Source organism: Pseudomonas sp. GM79 (assembly GCF_000282495.1).
In the GTDB taxonomy this organism is placed as follows: domain Bacteria; phylum Pseudomonadota; class Gammaproteobacteria; order Pseudomonadales; family Pseudomonadaceae; genus Aquipseudomonas.
The window spans coordinates 102,479-120,513 of sequence record NZ_AKJE01000021.1 but is presented as its reverse complement, the minus strand read 5'-3'; the positions used below and the strand labels follow the sequence as shown (position 1 = coordinate 120,513).

Here is an 18,035-nt window from a genome sequence, read left to right as displayed (position 1 = left end):
GAGTCGTTGCAGATGAAGGCTCGGGCCAGGGCTTAACAGTGAGGTCTTTGGCAAGTTGAAGGCCGCCTTCGCGGGCAAGCCCGCTCCCACAGTGTCCGTGCCGTGCTCAAATCCTGAGTCATCCACAATACCTGTGGGAGCGGGCTTGCCCGCGATGAGGCCGGTGAAATCACCACAATATCCGGATCAGTTGGCCAAACCAGCTGTAACCAACAGCTCCTCCAGCGCGAGCAAGTCAGGCACCTTGGCCACTTGCTCCCCCACCTGCACCGCTGCCTGCTCCAGCGCACATAACGGCACATCCACATAGCTCAACTGGCTATCCAGCTTGTAAGACCGCGGAATCCCCTGCACCAGCAACGCAATGAACTTCAGCTCAGGCCGCCCACCGAGGGCATTGAGGATGACGATCCGTGCTCGCTCACCGATCACCACTTTGTTGCCACACGCCGACTCAAAACTAAGCAACGGAATCTGCCGATCCCGCCACTTCACCAACCCCAGATACCACGGAGGTGTATCGAGGTCGAAGGCGCCGGGTTGGTAATCAATGAGTTCGGCGACAGCGACGTTGGGCAGGATCAGGTTGCGATCAGCCAAGGGCAATAAAAGCCCAGTGAGGTTGCTGGAGCGGTGTTCATGCATGGGTTTTGCTCCAGCGGGCGATGCTGTCGAGCAGCACCGATTCCTGATATGGCTTGCCGAGGTAGTCGTTGACGCCGATGGCCATGGCGCGGTCGCGGTGTTTCTGGCCGGTACGGGAGGTGATCATGATGATCGGCAGATGCCGCAAGCGTTCGTCGGCGCGCACCTGGGTCGCCACTTCGAAGCCGTCCATGCGCGGCATTTCGATGTCCAGCAGCATCAGGTCGGGCATGTGCTCTTCGAGCAGCAACATGGCGTCGACACCGTCCTTGGCGATCAGCACGTTCATACCGTGGCGTTCCAGCAAACGGCTGGTGACCTTGCGCACGGTGACCGAATCGTCGACCACCAGCACCAGCAACGGCCGTTGCGGCTCGGGCTCGACCTCTTGAGTCACAGGCCGCTTCGGCACCTGTGCTTGCATCGCGCGGATCGGCGCCAGCAAGTCGAGAATCAGCACCACCCGGCCATCGCCCAGAATCGTCGCGCCGGACAAACCCTGCACTGCGGCGAACTGCGGGCCAAGGCTTTTGACCACGATTTCCCGGGTACCGGCCATGGCATCCACCTGCACCGCGACATGTCGCTCGTTGCACTGCACCAGCAACACCGGCAACGGCAGGCTCTGGCCCAGCAGTTTTGGGCGGGTGCTGGTTTTCAGCAGCTCGCCGAGGTAGCACAACTCGTAACGTTGCCCGGCGTATTCGTAGGTCGGCGGATCGAGCCGGTAATGCCCTTCGAGTTCGTTGGGCAACACACGAACGATGCCGTCGATGGTGTTCAGCGGGATCGCGTATTGATCCTCCCCGCATTGCACCATCAACGCGCGGTTGACCGACACGGTGAACGGCAGGCGAATCCGGAAGTGCACGCCCTGCCCTGGCACAGAGTCTATGGTCATGCCGCCGCCGAGCTGCCGGACTTCTTCGTGAACCACGTCCATGCCGACGCCACGCCCGGAGATCTGAGTGATTTTCTCGGCGGTGGAGAACCCCGGTTGCAGGATGAATTGCAGCACGTCGCGGTCGCTGATGTCGCTGTCCGGGTCGAGCAACCCGCGCTTGATCGCCTTGCGCCGCACGGCGTCCAGCGGCACGCCGGCACCGTCGTCGCGGATGTCGAAAATGATGTCGCCGCCCTCTCGCGACAGGTCGAGGGTGATCTTGCCCTGAGCCGGTTTGCCGGCCGCAATACGTACCTCGGCCGATTCCAGCCCATGGTCGACGGCATTGCGCAGCATGTGTTCCAACGGCGCGGCCATGCGTTCGAGGACGTTGCGGTCCATCTCGCCTTCGGCGTTGCCAACGATGAAGTCCACGTCCTTGCCCAGTTCGCTGGCGACCTGCCGAACGATGCGTTTCAAACGCGGCAGCATTCGCTCGAACGGCACCATGCGCGTACGCATCAGGCCTTCCTGCAATTCGGTGTTGATGCGGCCCTGCTGTTGCAGCAGGTTTTCCGCGTCGTGATTGCGCCGTTCGAGGGTTTCCTTGAGGTCGAGCAGGTCGGAGGCAGACTCGAACAGCGCCCGCGACAACTGTTGCAGCTGCGAGTGACGGTCCATCTCCAGCGGGTCAAATTCTTCGTAGCCCAGGCGTTCGGCGTCGACTTGCTGACGGCTGAGAATCCGCCCCTGGGTTTCGGTATCGAGGCGGCGTAACTGATCGCGCATGCGCTCGATGGTGGTTTCCATCTCGCTCAGCGCCACCCGTGCGTCGTTGACCTGTTGTTCGATGCGCCCGCGGAAGATTGAAGTTTCCCCGGCCAGATTGACCAAGTCATCGAGCAATTCCGCCGAGACCTTGACCGTATCGGTGCCTTCGGGTTGCAGCGCGGTTGGCTCGGCTTTGGGCGCTACGGGCTGCGTCACGGGTGCCGATGTTTCGGGCACCGCCGGATGGCTGAAATTCTTGATCGCATCGATCAGCCGATCGGCCGGCGGCAATGGCTGACCGGCGCGGGTGGCGTCGAGCATCTGCGCCAGTCGGTCATGGCTGCGTTGCAACAGCGAGAACAGCTCGGCGGTGGGTTGCAGCATGCCAGCCGACAAGCCTTCGTAGAGAAATTCCAGCTCATGGGCCAGGTCGCCAATCGGCGCAATTTCCACCATTCGCGCGCCACCCTTGAGGGTGTGCAAGTCGCGTAGCAGGGTTTCCATTTCCTGGCGACTCGACGGCTCGGCCTGCCAGCGCAACAGCGCCGCACCGGAGTTTTCAATGATGTCGAAACCTTCCTCGAGGAAGATCTCCAGAAGCTCGGAATCATGACCCGCCGAGTCATTGCTCGCCGCTGGTTCGATCACCTCGGCGCTGCCGGCATTGCCCTGACGAAACTCGCGAATGGCTTGGATCAACTCGCCCGGATCACCCAATGGACGGTTGTGCTGCAACTGATCAAGGAACATGGCCAGTCGGTCATGGCTCTGCTGCAGCAACTGCGCCAGCGTTTCGCTGTGACTGTAACGGCGGTCCACCAGGCCTTCGTAAAGGCTTTCAAGTTCATGGGCCAGATCGCCGACCGGTTCGACCTCGGCCATCCGCGCACCGCCCTTGAGGGTGTGCAAATCGCGCTGCAAGGACAACAACGGCGCGGCGTTGTCCGGGTCACTCAGCCAGCGCTGCAAAGCCTGACCAGCGCTCTCGAGGATATCCACCGCTTCTTCAAGGAAGATCGAAACGATTTCGTCGTCCAGCTCCACCTGCGTCGCGCTCTGCTCCAGTTCGGCGGTGGCGCTGCCCAGTTCGCGGATGCTCAGGGTGCGGCTGCCGTCACTGCGGATCAGGCCCATGGCGGATGGATCGAGACTCTCATCGAGCAAGCCGCGCAAGGCCCGCACCCGCTGCGGTTGGGCAGTGACTTCCTGGCCGGCGGCCAGTTCGTCGAGCATGTTGATCAGCGCTTCATGGGCACTTTGCGCCTCATGAAAAAATCGGTCGCTGACCGCCAGGCTGCTTTCTTCCACCGCGCCATACAGATCGAGCAATGCTTCGCAGAGTTCATCCACCGGATGCAGATCGGCCAAGTGCGCGCCTTCGCCGAGGGTGGTCAGTTCGTCGAGCAGCGCACTGAGTTCCTGCCGCTCGCCGGGATGCTGCTGCCAGCGCTGCAACAGGCTTTCGGCGTCCAGCAGGATGTCCATGCCCTGAGCGAGAAAGTTGTTGATCAGTTGCGGATCGCGCTTGATGCGCTGCTTCGTATTGGGCGTGCTCAACAGGCTTTGCAGACGCTCGGCCAGCAATGCCTGGGTTCGCTCAATCAGCGAGCGAGCGTCGGGGATTTCAGCCAGCGGGTCGCTCTTGAGTTGTCGCAGCCCAAGGCGGAACAGCCCTTCGGCTTCCAGCAGCAATTCAACTTCGTCCAGGTCGAGGGCAATCCGGTGCGCCTTGTACTCCCGGGCCAGTTCATCCAGCGACGCCGCCAACTCGGCAATCGGCAGCACGCCGGCCATCGAGGCGCTGCCCTTCAGGGTGTGCAAGGCCCGCTGCAACTCGTCGCTGGCCTGAAGCGGTACGTGTTCGGCAGCTTGGTCGAGGAAGCGATTGAGGCTGCTCAAATGAGTTTCGGCTTCGTTGCGGAAGATCTCCAGCAACAGTGGATCGAGCGCCGCGACATCCTGCACGTCCTCATCGGACACCGGCTTATCACCCTTGGCGAGGGCATGGGCGCGGGCGGCCAATTGATCGACATCGTTGCGTTGGCGCTGGGCATTGGCGGCGAACTCGGCCACCAGTTCCGGCAACAGCTTCAGCGCATCGCCCACCAGTTGTTGCACTGCAGGCGAAGGTGCAACGCTGTGTTCCAGCACGCGATTGAGCAGGTTTTCCACCGCCCAGGCCAACTCACCCAGCACCAGCGCGCGGACCATCCGGCCACTGCCTTTGAGGGTGTGGAAGGCGCGGCGTAGTTCACTCAAGACCGATGTGCTGTCGGGACTGGCCGACCAGCGCGGCAGATACTCCTCGAGGATTTCCAGCACCTCGTCAGTCTCTTCGAGGAAGACGTCCCGCAGCTCATCGTCCACCGGTTCTTCACCGGCGGGCGGCGGCAACAGGCTACCCGGCGTCGTCAGGGCTGGCGGGTTGACGGACGACACCGGGCTGGCCAGCACATCGGCCAGAGACTGAACGGTTTCGGGGTCGTCCAGCTCCTGCATGTCCTGCATGACCAGGGCTTCACTGGGGCTGAGCACATCCTTGAGCATCGGCTGCTGTTCGATGGGAAAGAAGCCGAGCGAGGCCAGGCCTTTTTCCGCGACGTCGAGCAGGTGTTCCCCCGGCGCTTCGGGGTCGTCGCTGAGGCGCTCCAGGTAATATTCGATGCTGGTGATGACGTCGGCCAAGCTGTCCAGTTGCTGCCAGCCGGGCTGGCCCGGGTCCACCAGCAGATGTTCGCGGATGAAGCCGTTGCAGGTCTCGACCAGGCTCGCCGCGCGGGCCAGCGGAATCATCGCCAACGCGCCGCGCACCTGGGTCAGCAACGCCGGCAAGGGTTGCAAATGCTGGCGGTCCCAGTCGGCGTCGATGTAGTCGACGATCATGTCCTTGGCCTGTTGCAGGCAAATGCGTGCTTCCTTGATCACGATCTGGTGGATCTGCGTCAGGTCGGTGGTCGGCAGACGGCTGTCTTCCTGGCTTTCCGGCTCCACGGTACCGACCATGCCGGCCAGGGTCGCTTCGACGTAAAGCAAGGCCCCGGCGACGTCCATGAGGGTCGCGTCGTTGGGTTCACGCTGGCCCTGAGCGAGGCTCAGCACCACTGCCAGTTGATCGATGATGACCTTGCGCGGCTGGCCGAAACCGAGCACCGCCAGGGTGTCGGCGATTTGCCGCAGGGGCGCCAGCAGGCTTTCGAGGTCCGAGGTGTGCTGACGGTCGCTGCGCACGAACAAGTCCAGGCGCTCCTTGACCCGCACCAGCTCTTCGCACAGCGCCGCCAATACCGAACGCATGGCGTCGCGGTCAGGGCCGGCCAGCCTTGCCCGTTCTTCATCGACCATCGCGCCGTCGGGTAGCGCATCGTCAAGTGAGTAGCGATCTTTCATGGTCAGCATCTGCCCGGTGGGGTGTTCGGCCTTGGCAATATAGAACAACAAACTCTTGAGCAGCTCCGGCGGTGCCGGTTGATTGATTGCGGGCATGCCCTGTTCGAGCAAACGCTTGAGCTCTTTGTCGGCGTCCTTGAACAAGCTGCGCAACGCCGGGCTGTTGGCAATCGAGCCATTGCGCATGCCTTCGACCAGTGCTGAAGCGACTTGCCATAACGGGCTCAAGGGCGCGTTGTCGCACAGCGCTTCGAGGCGCGCAAAAACCCTCGCCAGATAACCGAAGTGGGTTTCGTCATCCTGTTCGCGCAACAAACCGACCAGGGACATCTGCAACATTTGCCGCAATTTGCGCAGCACATTCGGCAAGTCGGACGGTTCCAGCAGCGCCAAGGCCTCTGGGCCCAGAGGTAGCAGCTCCGGCAGTTGCGGGCTGAACAGGCTGGTTTCCGACAACAGGCTTTCGCCACGGGCGCTGCGCAGGTCGTTGAGCAGCGGCAACACCACCAGCGGTAAGTCACGACGGGCACCTTGCACCCGGTCGAGGTAAGTCGGCAATTGCCCCAGGGCTTGCAGTAACAGATGGATCGCCTCGTCACGATGGCTGACGCGGTTCTGCTGCAAGGCGCTGGTCAACTGCTCGATCTCTTCGGCGAGCAAGGCCGCGCCGTAGAACTCGACCATCTGCAAGCTACCGTGGACCTGATGGACACAGGCCAGACACTCACTCAGCGTGTGCGTCGCCTGTGGATCGTCGATCAGGGTTTCGATCGCCTGATGAGCCTGTTTCAGCGTTTCGGCAATCTCGCCTTTGACCCACTCGAGGGCCACATAGTCGTGCCGATCACCCATAACTACTCCAATCAAATGCATACGCCCTGAGGCGGTTCAAGCTTTGTCCACAGCCTGCGCTTTAGCGGCCGGCAAGGTGAAACCGGACACCGAACGCCGCAGTTGGCTGGCCATTTTCGCCAGGTTACCGATGCTCTCGGCGGTGGCGGTGGAGCCGGACGAGGTCTGCGTGGTGATCTGCTGGATCACGTTCATCGTCAGGGAAATCTGGCCGGCCGACGAAGTCTGTTGCTGCGCGGCGTTGGAAATACTCTGGATCAATGCCGCAAGGGTCTTCGATACGCCTTCGATTTCTTCCAGGGCCACCCCGGCATCCTGCGCCAGACGCGCGCCGCGCACCACTTCGGTGGTGGTCTGTTCCATGGAAATCACCGCTTCGTTGGTGTCGGCCTGAATCGCCCGCACCAGCGTTTCGATCTGTCGGGTCGCCGCGGATGAACGTTCGGCCAGACGCTGTACTTCGTCGGCCACCACCGCAAAACCGCGCCCGGCGTCACCGGCCATGGACGCCTGAATCGCCGCGTTGAGGGCGAGGATGTTGGTCTGATCGGCAATGTCATCGATCAGGCTGACAATGTCGCCAATTTCCTGAGAAGACTCACCCAGCCGCTTGATGCGCTTGGCGGTGTCCTGAATCTGCTCGCGAATATTGTCCATGCCATGAATGGTGTTGTGCACCACTTCGTTGCCCTTGTTGGCGATCTCCACCGAGCGTTCGGCCACCGCTGAGGATTCGGCGGCGTTGGCCGAGACCTGATCGATGGACTGGGCCATGTCATTGATGGCCGTGGAGGCTTCGGAAATCTGCTGCGCCTGATGCTCCGAAGCCTGGGCCAGGTGCATGGCGGTGGCCTGGGTTTCCTGCACGGCGGCGGCGACCTGGCCGGCAGTGAGGTTGATGGTCGCCACCAGATCGCGCAGTTGGTCGACGGAATAGTTGATCGAATCAGCGATGGTCCCGGTGAAGTCTTCGGTCACCGAGGCGGTCACGGTCAGGTCGCCATCGGCGAGGTCTTCGATTTCGTCCAGCAAACGCATGATCGCGTTCTGGTTGCGCTCGTTCTTCTCGGCGGTTTCACGCAGTTGACGGTTGGTTTCGCGCACCATCACCAAGCCGATGAGGATGATCGACATCAGCGCCAGCAAGCCCAGTACATAACCACCGATAGTGCCGGTGTTACGCCCGCCAGCGAGGTTTTCGAATCGGCTGGCCAGGTGTGAAGCTTCATCGAGCAGGGTTTGCGACAGGGTAAAAATATTGGTGGCCGATTCGCGGACCTTGAGCAGCTCCGGCGAGGTTTCGAGGATTTCATCCACCGAACCCGAGACGAATTCGAACAGTTCGGAAATCTCGGTCAGCCGGGCGCGCGCATCACGGTCTTCGACCTGGCTGATTTTCAGTGCCGCATTGCCTTGAAGCATGCCGTTGAGCACCAGGCCGAAACGCGCCGCGTCGCGACCGAAAGCGTCGGCCGCCTGCTGCGAATTTTCATCGCCGGACAACACGGTATTCACCGCACCAAGAATCCGCTCGGCCAGCAGCGACTGACGCTGGGCCATCGCCACTTGAGTGGCCGGGGCGCCACGTTGCAGGAGGGTTTCGACGACCTTCTCATACTCGACCTGCAACTGCGGCACGGTTTCGGCCAGTGTTGCGGCGACTTGATGCAAAGACAACACGGTCTGCTCGCTGGAGAGAATGGCGTCGGTGTTTTTCAGCAAACGCTCCCAATCCAGCTGCACGGCGCGCATTTCCGGGCGCACGGTGGACGGTGCCGGCGGCAGGCCGGTGGAAGGATCGCCTTTCTTCAGATAGCCCCAACGCTGGGCGAAGTCGTTGCGCGCATCGCTGAGCAACTTGAACGCCGCGGCCTTGCCTGCGGCGGCTTCGGTGGCGTTCTTGGCGATGCGTTGGGACAGCACGCGCAGCTCACCGGCGTGGCCGATGTACTGTTTGTCGTAATTCGCCTGGGTGTTGAGGTACGCGAAGTTGGCGAACAGCAGCATGATGAAGACGATCAACGCGATGAACAGCGCGATGATCTGCGACCGACTGCGCGACCCTTCTGGCTTGCCTGTTTTAGCTTTTATCATCGGTCCTCGCCTGTTAACCAACATCTGTGAACCTTGCCGAGAACCCTGTGGGAGCGGGCTTGCTCGCGAAAGCGGTCATTCATTCAACATCAATGCCGACTGACCCACCGCCTTCGCGAGCAAGCCCGCTCCCACATTGGATCTGCGTCATTCCGGTTACAGCGCTACGTTCATGAAGCTCTGCGACTGCGCCAACGCAAACGGGCTGAATACCTGCCAATTCTGCTCACGCTGAAACCGGCCTTTGATGAACGGTGCAATCGGGCCGCTCAAGGTATCTACCGGTTCCAGACTGTCCTGGGCAAAGTGCTGCAAGCCAAACACTTCATCGACCAGTAACCCGGCAAACACCTCGTTGTGCTCCACCACCAAAACCCGCCGCTGCTTGCGCAGATTCGACAGTTCATGACCGATGAAGCCACTCAAATCCATGATCGGCAACAATCGCCCGCGCAGGTTAGCCACGCCCTTGACCCAGGGCTTGACGCCCGGCAATTGGGTAACACGCGGTTCGTGCAGGACTTCGCTGACTTCGCCCATGGGCGCGACGTACCAATGCTCGCCCAAGCGAAAGCCGATGCCGCTCCAGCTGTCCTGTCGGGTTGGCTGGGACGGCAAGTCCGCCGCCAGCAGACGACAGCGCTGGTCGATCTGCAGCAGCAATTCGAAAGCCGTCAGCGACTCGGTCATGACCGGACGATCAACCGGCCAGCACGTTGTTCAGAGTCTTGATCAGGGTCTCTTCGTCGACCGGTTTGGTCAGGTAGTCCTTGGCGCCCTGGCGCGTGCCCCAGACTTTGTCGGTTTCCTGATCCTTGGTGGTAATGATGATCACCGGAATGTGCCCGGTTTCCGGGTCTTTGGTCAGCTGACGGGTCGCCTGGAAACCGTTAAGGCCGGGCATGACGATGTCCATCAACACCGCATCGGGTTTTTCCTGACGGGCCAGGGCCACGCCGTCGGCGCCGTTTTCGGCTTTCAACACCTCATGACCGTGCTTTTCGAGCATGCCGGTCAGTTTGTACATTTCGGTCGGCGAGTCATCGACGATCAGAATACGTGCCATGGTCTTCCCCATTCTTGTCGACACCGGGCCCCATGGCCGAGCGTCACTGTGCGTGTCCTACTGCGGCGAAACGGCGGTGAAGCCCGGTACATGGGCCTGAATCGCGTTCAGCAGTTCTTCCTTGCTGAAAGGCTTGGTCAAAAACTGGTCGGAACCGACGATCCGCCCCTTGGCCTTGTCGAACAACCCGTCCTTGGACGACAGCATAATCACTGGCGTGGACTTGAACGCACTGTTGTTCTTGATTAAAGCGCAGGTCTGATAACCATCCAGACGCGGCATCATGATGTCGACAAAGATGATGCCGGGGTGATTGTCGGCAATCTTGGCCAGGGCATCGAAACCATCGATTGCGGTGATGACTTCACAGCCCACGTTTTTCAACAGCGTTTCGGCGGTGCGACGAATCGTTTTCGAATCATCGATCACCATGACCTTCAAGGCGCTGGAATGCTGTTCCATAGTGGCTCTACCGTCGCCTTTGTGAATCAAATTGTCCGTTTGCCGCTCATCGCTGGCTCGAAACCCTTGATACTTAAGGGCCAACAGGGCATGGCAGCCTTTTTAGCACAGTCTCCCCATCCAATCTATCGGGCGACCCCGGCGGTGGTTTTTCCTTGACCGGGAACACACTCAGCGCCACTCTGACGCCACTTTTTCACAACACTTTCCACCCCAATTTCGAGGAAAACCCCATGAGCGTTCGCGTCGGGATTGTCATGGATCCTATCGCCAGCATCTCCTATAAAAAGGATAGCTCGCTGGCCATGCTGCTGGCCGCGCAAAAGCGTGGCTGGGAACTGTTCTATATGGAACAGCGCGATTTGTATCAGGCTGAAGGCGAGGCTCGCGGACGGATGCGTCCGCTGAAGGTGTTCGCCAACCCGGAAAAATGGTTTGAACTGGGTACCGAAAGCGACGCGCTGCTGAGCGATCTGGACGTGATCCTGATGCGCAAGGATCCGCCGTTCGACATGGAGTTCGTCTACTCCACGTATTTGCTGGAACAAGCGGAAAGTGCTGGCGTACTGGTGGTCAACAAGCCGCAAAGCCTGCGTGACTGCAACGAAAAGCTCTTCGCCACGCTGTTCCCGCAGTGCACGCCGCCGACCATCGTCAGCCGTCGCCCCGACGTGTTGCGTGAATTCGCCGACCATCACGGTGACGTGATCCTCAAGCCGCTGGACGGCATGGGCGGCTCGTCGATCTTCCGTCACACCGCTGGCCACCCGAACCTGTCGGTGATCCTCGAAACCCTGACCTTGCATGGCCGTCAGCAAATCATGATCCAGGGTTACCTGCCGGCAATCGTTGATGGCGACAAGCGCATCCTGATGATCGATGGCGAACCAGTGGATTACTGCCTGGCACGGATTCCCGCGCTCGGTGAAACCCGTGGCAACCTCGCCGCCGGTGGCCGTGGCGAAGCCCGACCGCTGACAGAGAAAGATCGCTGGATCGCCGCGCAAGTCGGCCCGACCCTGCGTGAGAAGGGCTTGCTGTTCGTCGGTCTCGACGTGATCGGTGAGCATCTGACCGAAATCAACGTCACCAGCCCGACCTGCATTCGCGAGATCGATAACGCGTTCGGCACCGACATTGGTGGCCTTCTGATGGATGCCATAGAGAAAAAGCTGCAAGTTGCAAGCCTCAAGCCGCAAGCTTGAAGCACGCGGCATACAGCTTGTCGCTTGAAACTTGTAGCTTGAAGCTAAAAACCAACATTGCGTTATCATGCCGGGCTCGTGAAAACTCTATGTTGGTTTTTGGTTATGACACTCCCGTCCGATCTGCCCCCTGAACTCGCCCACCTTGGTGTGCGCCCGGCTGATCGCCTCGGTTTCACCCTGTTTCTCGCGGCGCTGATTCACCTGGCCTTGCTGTTGGGCGTCGGGTTCTCCATGGTCGAACCCCAGCAAATCAGCAAAACCCTGGAAATCACCCTCGCCACGTTCAAAAGCGAAAAGAAGCCGGAAAAAGCTGACTTTCTCGCCCAGGAAAACCAGGAAGGCAGCGGCACCCTGGAAAAAAAGGCGACGCCCAAGACCACCGAGGTCGCGCCCTTCCAGGACAACAAGGTGCAGCCAGTCACCCCACCGCCAACCGCCACGCCTCAAGTGCCGGAAGCAGCCCCCAAGGCAGCCGTGACGACCGTCGCGCCGAAACCGAAAAAAACCGCGACCAAGCGCGAAGAGATCAAGACCGAGACCAAACCCAAGGTCGTGGCACCTACCTTCGACAGCGCACAGCTGTCCAGCGACATCGCCAGCCTGGAAGCGGAACTGGCCAGTGAACAACAGCTGTACGCCAAGCGCCCGCGCATCCACCGCTTGAGCGCCGCGTCGACCATGCGCGACAAGGGCGCCTGGTACAAAGATGAATGGCGCAAGAAGGTCGAGCGCATCGGCAACCTCAACTACCCCGACGAAGCCCGACGCAAACAGATTTATGGGAATTTGCGACTGATGGTCTCGATCAACCGCGACGGCTCGCTGTATGAAGTGCTGGTGCTGGAATCTTCCGGCCAGCCGCTGCTGGACCAGGCGGCGCAGCGCATCGTAAGGCTCGCGGCGCCGTTTGCACCGTTTACCGGGGATCTGTCAGACATCGATCGTCTGGAAATTATTCGGACGTGGAAATTTGCGCGTGGGGACCGGTTGTCCAGTAATTGACCCGCGTAAAACCCTTGTGGGAGCGGGCTTGCTCGCGAAGGCGTCGGGTCAGTCGACATCAATGTTGAATGGGCCGGCCTCTTCGCGAGCAAGCCCGCTCCCACATTTGATCTGTGTTATCAGGAGTATTTGGGGCATTTCCTGTGCATCCTCAGCTTGTCAGTTCGCCCCTCCAACGCCACACTAGCGCTCATGAAGAACGTCAGCCCCAGCTACCTCAAGCATCACTTCCTGATCGCCATGCCTCACATGGCCGACCCGAACTTTGCGCACACCTTGACCTACATCGTCGAGCACACGGCCAATGGTGCCATGGGGCTGGTGGTCAACCGCCCGCAGGATCTGAACCTGGCCGATATCCTCGAGCAATTGCGCCCCGATATCGAACCACCAGTGCTCTGCCAGCATGTGCCTATCTTTATGGGTGGCCCGGTGCAAACCGATCGCGGTTTTGTCCTGCACCCATCGGGCAAATCTTTTCAGGCGACCGTTGATCTGGAAGGCGAATTGTCCCTGTCGACCTCCCAGGACGTGCTGTTCGCCATCGCCGACGGCGTTGGCCCCACGAAAAGTGTGATCACCCTTGGCTACGCCGGTTGGGAAGCCGGGCAACTGGAAGCCGAACTGGCCGACAACGCCTGGCTGACCTGCCCGTTCAACGCCGACATCCTGTTCAATACCAGCAGCGAATTACGCCTTGAAGCGGCGGCCAAGCATCTGGGTATCAACCTCAGTCTGCTCACCAGCCAGGCGGGGCACGCCTGATGGCCCTGCGGTTGATTTTGGGTTTCGACTACGGCACCAAACAGATCGGCGTTGCGGTCGGTCAGGTGATTACCGGCCAGGCCCGCGAGCTGTGCACCTTGAAGGCGCAAAACGGCATTCCTGACTGGAATCAGGTCGAAGCGCTGATTAAAGAGTGGAAACCCGACGCTGTGGTGGTCGGCCTGCCGCTGAACATGGACGGCACACCCAGCGACATGTGCCTGCGGGCCGAGAAGTTCGCCCGGCGCTTGAATGGCCGCTACAACCTGCCCTTTTATACTCACGACGAGCGCCTGACCACCTTCGAGGCCAAGGGCGAACGCCTGGTCCGTGGCGGCCAGAAAGGCAGTTACCGCGACAACCCGGTCGATGCCATCGCCGCCGCCCTGCTGCTGCAAGGCTGGCTCGACGAAAACACAGCGCTGTTCGAATCCTGACCGCACCTAATTCTGAAGAGCCGCTGCGGCGTCTCCCTTAGCTACAACCCGAGCCACCACTCAAGCGGCATCCGGCTCGGGACAAAGAAGGAGCAAACCATGAGCCTGCCCAATCCCGCCGAACTGATCAGCCAGATGGCGATCCGTCTTGACACCTATCTGGCCAAACGGGGCATCAGCGAACCGCGTTACATCGGCATTCGGACCGGTGGCGTCTGGGTCGCGCAGGCGTTGCTCGATGAACTGGGTAGCGATTCGCCCCTGGGCACCCTGGATGTTTCGTTCTACCGCGACGACTTCAGCCAGAACGGCCTGCACCCACAAGTACGCCCATCGGCGCTGCCGTTCGAGATCGAAGGCCAGCACCTGGTGCTGATCGATGACGTGCTGATGAGCGGTCGGACCATTCGCGCCGCGATGAACGAACTCTTCGACTATGGCCGCCCGGCCAGTGTGACGCTGGTATGCCTGCTGGACCTGGATGCCGGTGAACTGCCGATCCGGCCGAACGTGGTTGGCGCGACGCTGTCGCTGGCGGCCCACGAACGCGTGAAACTGTCCGGCCCGGAACTCAAGCTCGAACTTCAAGACCTCGCCCTTTAATTCGCCCTATTGAGAGTCCCCCTCGCGATGACGCCTCTAGAAACCAAGCGCCCGCTGCAGCTCAATGATCAGGGCCAGCTGCGCCACTTCCTCTCGCTCGACGGTTTGCGCCGCGAGCTGCTGACGGAAATCCTCGACACCGCCGACTCGTTCCTCGAAGTCGGCGCCCGGGCGGTGAAGAAAGTCCCGTTGCTGCGCGGCAAGACCGTGTGCAACGTGTTCTTCGAGAACTCCACCCGCACCCGCACCACCTTCGAACTGGCGGCCCAACGGCTGTCGGCCGACGTGATCACCCTGAACGTGTCCACGTCGTCGGCGAGCAAGGGCGAAACCCTGCTCGACACCCTGCGCAACCTGGAAGCCATGGCCGCCGACATGTTCGTCGTGCGTCACGGTGATTCCGGCGCGGCGCACTTCATCGCCGAGCATGTCTGCCCGCAAGTGGCGATCATCAACGGCGGCGACGGCCGTCATGCCCACCCGACCCAGGGCATGCTCGACATGCTCACTATTCGTCGGCACAAGGGCGGCTTCGAAAACCTTTCGGTGGCCATCGTCGGCGACATCCTGCACTCGCGGGTAGCGCGCTCGAACATGCTGGCCCTGAAAACCCTCGGCTGCCCGGACATCCGCGTGATCGCGCCGAAAACCCTGCTGCCGATCGGCATCGAGCAGTACGGTGTGAAGGTCTACACCGACATGACCGAAGGCCTGAAAGACGTCGACGTGGTGATCATGCTGCGCCTGCAGCGTGAACGCATGACCGGCGGCCTGCTGCCGAGCGAAGGCGAGTTCTACCGCCTGTTCGGCCTGACCACCGCGCGCCTGGCCGGGGCCAAACCGGATTGCATCGTCATGCACCCGGGGCCGATCAACCGTGGAGTAGAGATTGAGTCGGCGGTGGCCGACGGTCCGCACTCGGTGATCCTCAACCAGGTGACCTACGGCATCGCGATTCGTATGGCTGTGCTGTCCATGGCCATGAGCGGGCAAACAGCCCAGCGCCAATTCGAGCAGGAGAACGCCCAGTGAAGCTCAGCATTCTCGGCGCACGCGTTATCGATCCGGCCAGCGGCCTGGATCAAGTGACTGATATCCACGTTGAAGCCTGCAAGATCGTCGCCCTCGGCGCCGCTCCGGCGGGTTTCGTTGCAGTAGACACCATCGACGCCAAAGGTCTGGTGGCCGCCCCCGGCCTGGTTGACCTGAACGTCGCCCTGCGCGAGCCGGGTTACAGCCGCAAAGGCTCGATCGCCAGCGAAACCCGCGCAGCTGCTGCCGGTGGCGTGACCAGCCTGTGCTGCCCGCCGAAAACCAAACCGGTGCTGGACACCTCCGCCGTGGCCGAACTGATCCTCGACCGCGCCCGCGAAGCCGGCAACACCAAAGTCTTCCCGATCGGCGCCCTGAGCAAAGGCCTGGATGGCGAACAGCTGGCCGAACTGGTCGCCTTGCGCGATGCCGGTTGTGTGGCCTTCGGCAACGGTCTGGAGAGCTTTCGCAACACCCGCACCCTGTGTCGGGCGCTGGAATACGCAGCGACGTTCGACCTGACGGTAATTTTCAACTCGCAGGACCATGATCTGGCCGAAGGTGGCCTGGCTCACGAAGGCCCGACTGCGAGTTTCCTCGGTTTGCCGGGCATTCCGGAAACCGCTGAAACCGTAGCCCTGGCCCGCGATCTGCTGCTGGTCGAGCAAAGCGGCGTGCGCGCACACTTCAGCCAGCTCACCAGCGCCCGCGGTGTGGCGCTGATCGCCCAAGCCCAGGCCCGTGGCCTGAAGGTCACGGCGGACGTGGCGTTGTATCAACTGATCCTCACCGACGAAGCGCTGATCGACTTCAGCAGCCTCTATCACGTCCAGCCGCCGCTGCGCACTCGTGCGGACCGCGACGGCCTGCGGGCAGCGGTGAAGTCGGGGGTGGTGTCAGCCATCTCCAGCCATCACCAGCCCCATGAACGCGATGCCAAACTGGCGCCGTTCGGTGCCACCGAAGCGGGCATCAGCAGTGTTGAACTGCTGCTGCCGCTGGCAATGACATTGGTAGAAGACGGTTTGCTGGATCTGCCAACGCTACTCGCACGCTTGAGCGCCGGTCCTGCCGAAGCATTGCGTTTACCAGCGGGCAAATTGGCGGTGGGAGGGCCGGCAGATATCGTGCTGTTCGACCCTGCGGCCTCGACCGTGGCCGGTGAAACCTGGCTGTCGAAGGGCGAAAACTGCCCGTTCATTGGCCACAGCCTGCCGGGTGTGGTGCGTTACACCCTGGTGGATGGGCGGATCAGCCACCAGGCTTAACATCGCGCTGCCTGCATTCGCGAGCAAGCCCGCTCCCACATTTGACCTTCAGCGAACACAGAATTTGTGTACGACCGAAAACACATGTGGGAGCGGGCTTGCTCGCGAAGGCTTACTGGAAGGCGCCTCTGTTCTGCGCATTGCGAATAGACACCTGGTCATTCAACGTCCAGAAGTCATACAACACCCCCAGAAAGAACACCCCGCCTGTCACCAGATACAGCAAACCGCTGATCCATTTCCCCTGATACATCCGGTGCACACCGAATACCCCCAGAAACGTCAGCAGAATCCACGCAACGTTGTATTCGATGGGGCCAGCGGTAAAGCGCAGGTCCGCTTCACGGTCCATGGAGGGGATCAGAAACAGGTCGATCAACCAGCCGATACCCAGCAAACCGAAGGTAAAAAACCAGATTGTCCCGGTCACCGGCTTGCCGTAATAGAAGCGGTGAGCCCCGGTAAAACCGAAAATCCACAACAGGTAACCAATCACTTTGCTGTGTGTGTCTTGCTCTGAAACGGGGTGTTGATAGGTGTTCATGGATGACCTCGACTCACACGATAGAGAAATATTCTTGAATTCTTTGTGACTTTTTTACAGGCGGCCGACATACGGCAAATGCTAACTTCATTCCTGTCAAAGCCTTGTAATACCTGACTTTTGTCCGACAACCGCGTCAATTTTTCCGCTTATTTAGTTCCGTGGCCCGCCGTTTGAATCGACCAACGGCCTCGGAAGGGCCAAAAAAGCTGTTATAAAGTTGCGCGTTCACCCATATGAGCCCTGCCTAATGCGTCCATTTTTCAAGACATGGCTAACCATTTGCCTATTATTGCCCCTGGCCGCCCACGCCACCAATCGTGAGCAACGTCTTCCTAACGTTAATGGTTACACCCCAAAATCCCATGTTTCTGCTCCTTCAAGCAAAAACAACAAACAGACAGTAAAACGCTCCACCCAACTGAGCAGCGCTAACCGCAAGCTGGTACCGCCAATGGCCAGCAAGGAAAGCAGCAACGTGTTGAGCCGCGCGGTAAACGTGCTCGGTACGCCTTATCGTTGGGGCGGCAGCAGCCCTAGTAAAGGGTTCGATTGCAGCGGTCTGGTGAAATACGCGTTCAACGACGCCACGTTTGACCTGCCTCGTACCTCCAACGCCATGGCCAGCGGCCATGGCGAGAAGGTCGATCGCAACGATCTGAAGCCAGGCGACCTGATTTTCTTCAACATCAAGAGCCGCCGGGTCAATCATGTTGCCATCTACCTGGGCAACGACCGCTTCATCCACGCACCACGCCGTGGCAAGTCGGTGAGCATCGACACGCTGAAGAAACCGTATTGGGAAAGCCACTACGTGGTTGCCAAGCGGGTTCTGCCGAAAGAACAGAACGAATTGCGGGTTGTTCAGCGCTGATTTGAGCGCTCCGGAGCAGACCCGAGATCTGCCTTGAACATGATGGCCTCTTCGCGAGCAAGCCCGCTCCCACATTAGAATGCGTTCCAATGTGGGAGCGGGCTTGCTCGCGAAGGCGTCTGTGAAAGCGCTACAACTCCCC

The 18,035-nt window shown here is 60.6% G+C and carries 15 protein-coding genes; 8 read left to right on the top strand and 7 right to left on the bottom strand.

Going from position 1 to position 18,035, the window contains the following annotated elements:
• Positions 1-186: 186 nt before the first annotated feature.
• The 6 genes from PMI36_RS25555 to pilG form a co-directional block, all read right to left on the bottom strand.
• Positions 187-645, bottom strand: a complete 459-nt coding sequence (locus PMI36_RS25555; protein ID WP_008068138.1) for a chemotaxis protein CheW — start codon at positions 643-645, stop codon at positions 187-189.
• Entirely contained in the window at positions 638-6,538 is a 5,901-nt protein-coding gene (locus PMI36_RS25560; protein WP_008068137.1) for an Hpt domain-containing protein, read from the bottom strand. The genes PMI36_RS25555 and PMI36_RS25560 overlap by 8 nt, the downstream gene beginning before the upstream one ends.
• 36 nt (positions 6,539-6,574) lie before the next feature.
• A complete protein-coding gene (locus PMI36_RS25565) occupies positions 6,575-8,632 on the bottom strand; it encodes a methyl-accepting chemotaxis protein (protein ID WP_008068136.1) in 2,058 nt (685 codons plus the stop codon).
• A 156-nt stretch (positions 8,633-8,788) separates the two neighbouring features.
• Complete coding sequence (locus tag PMI36_RS25570; RefSeq protein ID WP_008068135.1) at positions 8,789-9,322, bottom strand: chemotaxis protein CheW; 534 nt, start codon at positions 9,320-9,322, stop codon at positions 8,789-8,791.
• A 10-nt stretch (positions 9,323-9,332) separates the two neighbouring features.
• Complete coding sequence (pilH, locus tag PMI36_RS25575) at positions 9,333-9,698, bottom strand: twitching motility response regulator PilH (protein ID WP_008068134.1); 366 nt, start codon at positions 9,696-9,698, stop codon at positions 9,333-9,335.
• A 57-nt stretch (positions 9,699-9,755) separates the two neighbouring features.
• Positions 9,756-10,160, bottom strand: a complete 405-nt coding sequence (gene pilG / locus PMI36_RS25580; protein ID WP_008068133.1) for a twitching motility response regulator PilG — start codon at positions 10,158-10,160, stop codon at positions 9,756-9,758.
• Between the two features lie 233 nt (positions 10,161-10,393).
• Between pilG and gshB the strand changes: the two genes are divergently transcribed.
• From gshB to PMI36_RS25615, 7 genes are all read left to right on the top strand, one after another.
• Positions 10,394-11,365, top strand: coding sequence for a glutathione synthase (gshB, locus tag PMI36_RS25585; RefSeq protein WP_008068132.1), 972 nt, complete (start codon positions 10,394-10,396; stop codon positions 11,363-11,365).
• Between the two features lie 105 nt (positions 11,366-11,470).
• On the top strand, positions 11,471-12,370 hold the full coding sequence (locus PMI36_RS25590; RefSeq protein WP_008068130.1) for an energy transducer TonB: 900 nt from the start codon (positions 11,471-11,473) through the stop codon (positions 12,368-12,370).
• A gap of 192 nt (positions 12,371-12,562) precedes the next feature.
• Positions 12,563-13,135: a YqgE/AlgH family protein gene (locus tag PMI36_RS25595; RefSeq protein ID WP_032830099.1), complete on the top strand. Its 573-nt coding sequence runs from the start codon at positions 12,563-12,565 to the stop codon at positions 13,133-13,135.
• Positions 13,135-13,572 (top strand): Holliday junction resolvase RuvX, encoded by a 438-nt coding sequence (ruvX, locus tag PMI36_RS25600; protein ID WP_007897947.1) that lies wholly within the window; start codon positions 13,135-13,137, stop codon positions 13,570-13,572. Before PMI36_RS25595 ends, ruvX begins: the two co-directional genes overlap by 1 nt.
• A gap of 99 nt (positions 13,573-13,671) precedes the next feature.
• Positions 13,672-14,175 (top strand): bifunctional pyr operon transcriptional regulator/uracil phosphoribosyltransferase PyrR, encoded by a 504-nt coding sequence (gene pyrR / locus PMI36_RS25605; RefSeq protein WP_008068126.1) that lies wholly within the window; start codon positions 13,672-13,674, stop codon positions 14,173-14,175.
• Between the two features lie 27 nt (positions 14,176-14,202).
• Positions 14,203-15,207: an aspartate carbamoyltransferase catalytic subunit gene (locus tag PMI36_RS25610; RefSeq protein WP_007897943.1), complete on the top strand. Its 1,005-nt coding sequence runs from the start codon at positions 14,203-14,205 to the stop codon at positions 15,205-15,207.
• Positions 15,204-16,475, top strand: a complete 1,272-nt coding sequence (locus PMI36_RS25615; protein ID WP_008068123.1) for a dihydroorotase — start codon at positions 15,204-15,206, stop codon at positions 16,473-16,475. Before PMI36_RS25610 ends, PMI36_RS25615 begins: the two co-directional genes overlap by 4 nt.
• Positions 16,476-16,587: 112 nt before the next feature.
• On the opposite strand, the gene PMI36_RS25620 is transcribed toward PMI36_RS25615, so the two are convergent.
• The gene (locus PMI36_RS25620; RefSeq protein WP_007897940.1) at positions 16,588-17,019 is read right to left on the bottom strand and encodes an NINE protein; all 432 of its coding nucleotides are present in this window, start codon (positions 17,017-17,019) and stop codon (positions 16,588-16,590) included.
• A 250-nt stretch (positions 17,020-17,269) separates the two neighbouring features.
• Here PMI36_RS25620 and PMI36_RS25625 point away from each other — a divergent pair, with 250 nt between their 5' ends.
• On the top strand, positions 17,270-17,893 hold the full coding sequence (locus PMI36_RS25625; protein ID WP_008068121.1) for a C40 family peptidase: 624 nt from the start codon (positions 17,270-17,272) through the stop codon (positions 17,891-17,893).
• Positions 17,894-18,035 lie beyond the last annotated feature (142 nt).

Coding starts and splice junctions, on each gene's coding strand:
- PMI36_RS25555 (WP_008068138.1), bottom strand. CDS start 645: ATGCATGAACACCGCTCCAGCAACCTCACTGGGCTTTTATTGCCCTTG.
- PMI36_RS25560 (WP_008068137.1), bottom strand. CDS start 6,538: ATGGGTGATCGGCACGACTATGTGGCCCTCGAGTGGGTCAAAGGCGAG.
- PMI36_RS25565 (WP_008068136.1), bottom strand. CDS start 8,632: ATGATAAAAGCTAAAACAGGCAAGCCAGAAGGGTCGCGCAGTCGGTCG.
- PMI36_RS25570 (WP_008068135.1), bottom strand. CDS start 9,322: ATGACCGAGTCGCTGACGGCTTTCGAATTGCTGCTGCAGATCGACCAG.
- pilH (WP_008068134.1), bottom strand. CDS start 9,698: ATGGCACGTATTCTGATCGTCGATGACTCGCCGACCGAAATGTACAAA.
- pilG (WP_008068133.1), bottom strand. CDS start 10,160: ATGGAACAGCATTCCAGCGCCTTGAAGGTCATGGTGATCGATGATTCG.
- gshB (WP_008068132.1), top strand. CDS start 10,394: ATGAGCGTTCGCGTCGGGATTGTCATGGATCCTATCGCCAGCATCTCC.
- PMI36_RS25590 (WP_008068130.1), top strand. CDS start 11,471: ATGACACTCCCGTCCGATCTGCCCCCTGAACTCGCCCACCTTGGTGTG.
- PMI36_RS25595 (WP_032830099.1), top strand. CDS start 12,563: ATGAAGAACGTCAGCCCCAGCTACCTCAAGCATCACTTCCTGATCGCC.
- ruvX (WP_007897947.1), top strand. CDS start 13,135: ATGGCCCTGCGGTTGATTTTGGGTTTCGACTACGGCACCAAACAGATC.
- pyrR (WP_008068126.1), top strand. CDS start 13,672: ATGAGCCTGCCCAATCCCGCCGAACTGATCAGCCAGATGGCGATCCGT.
- PMI36_RS25610 (WP_007897943.1), top strand. CDS start 14,203: ATGACGCCTCTAGAAACCAAGCGCCCGCTGCAGCTCAATGATCAGGGC.
- PMI36_RS25620 (WP_007897940.1), bottom strand. CDS start 17,019: ATGAACACCTATCAACACCCCGTTTCAGAGCAAGACACACACAGCAAA.
- PMI36_RS25625 (WP_008068121.1), top strand. CDS start 17,270: ATGCGTCCATTTTTCAAGACATGGCTAACCATTTGCCTATTATTGCCC.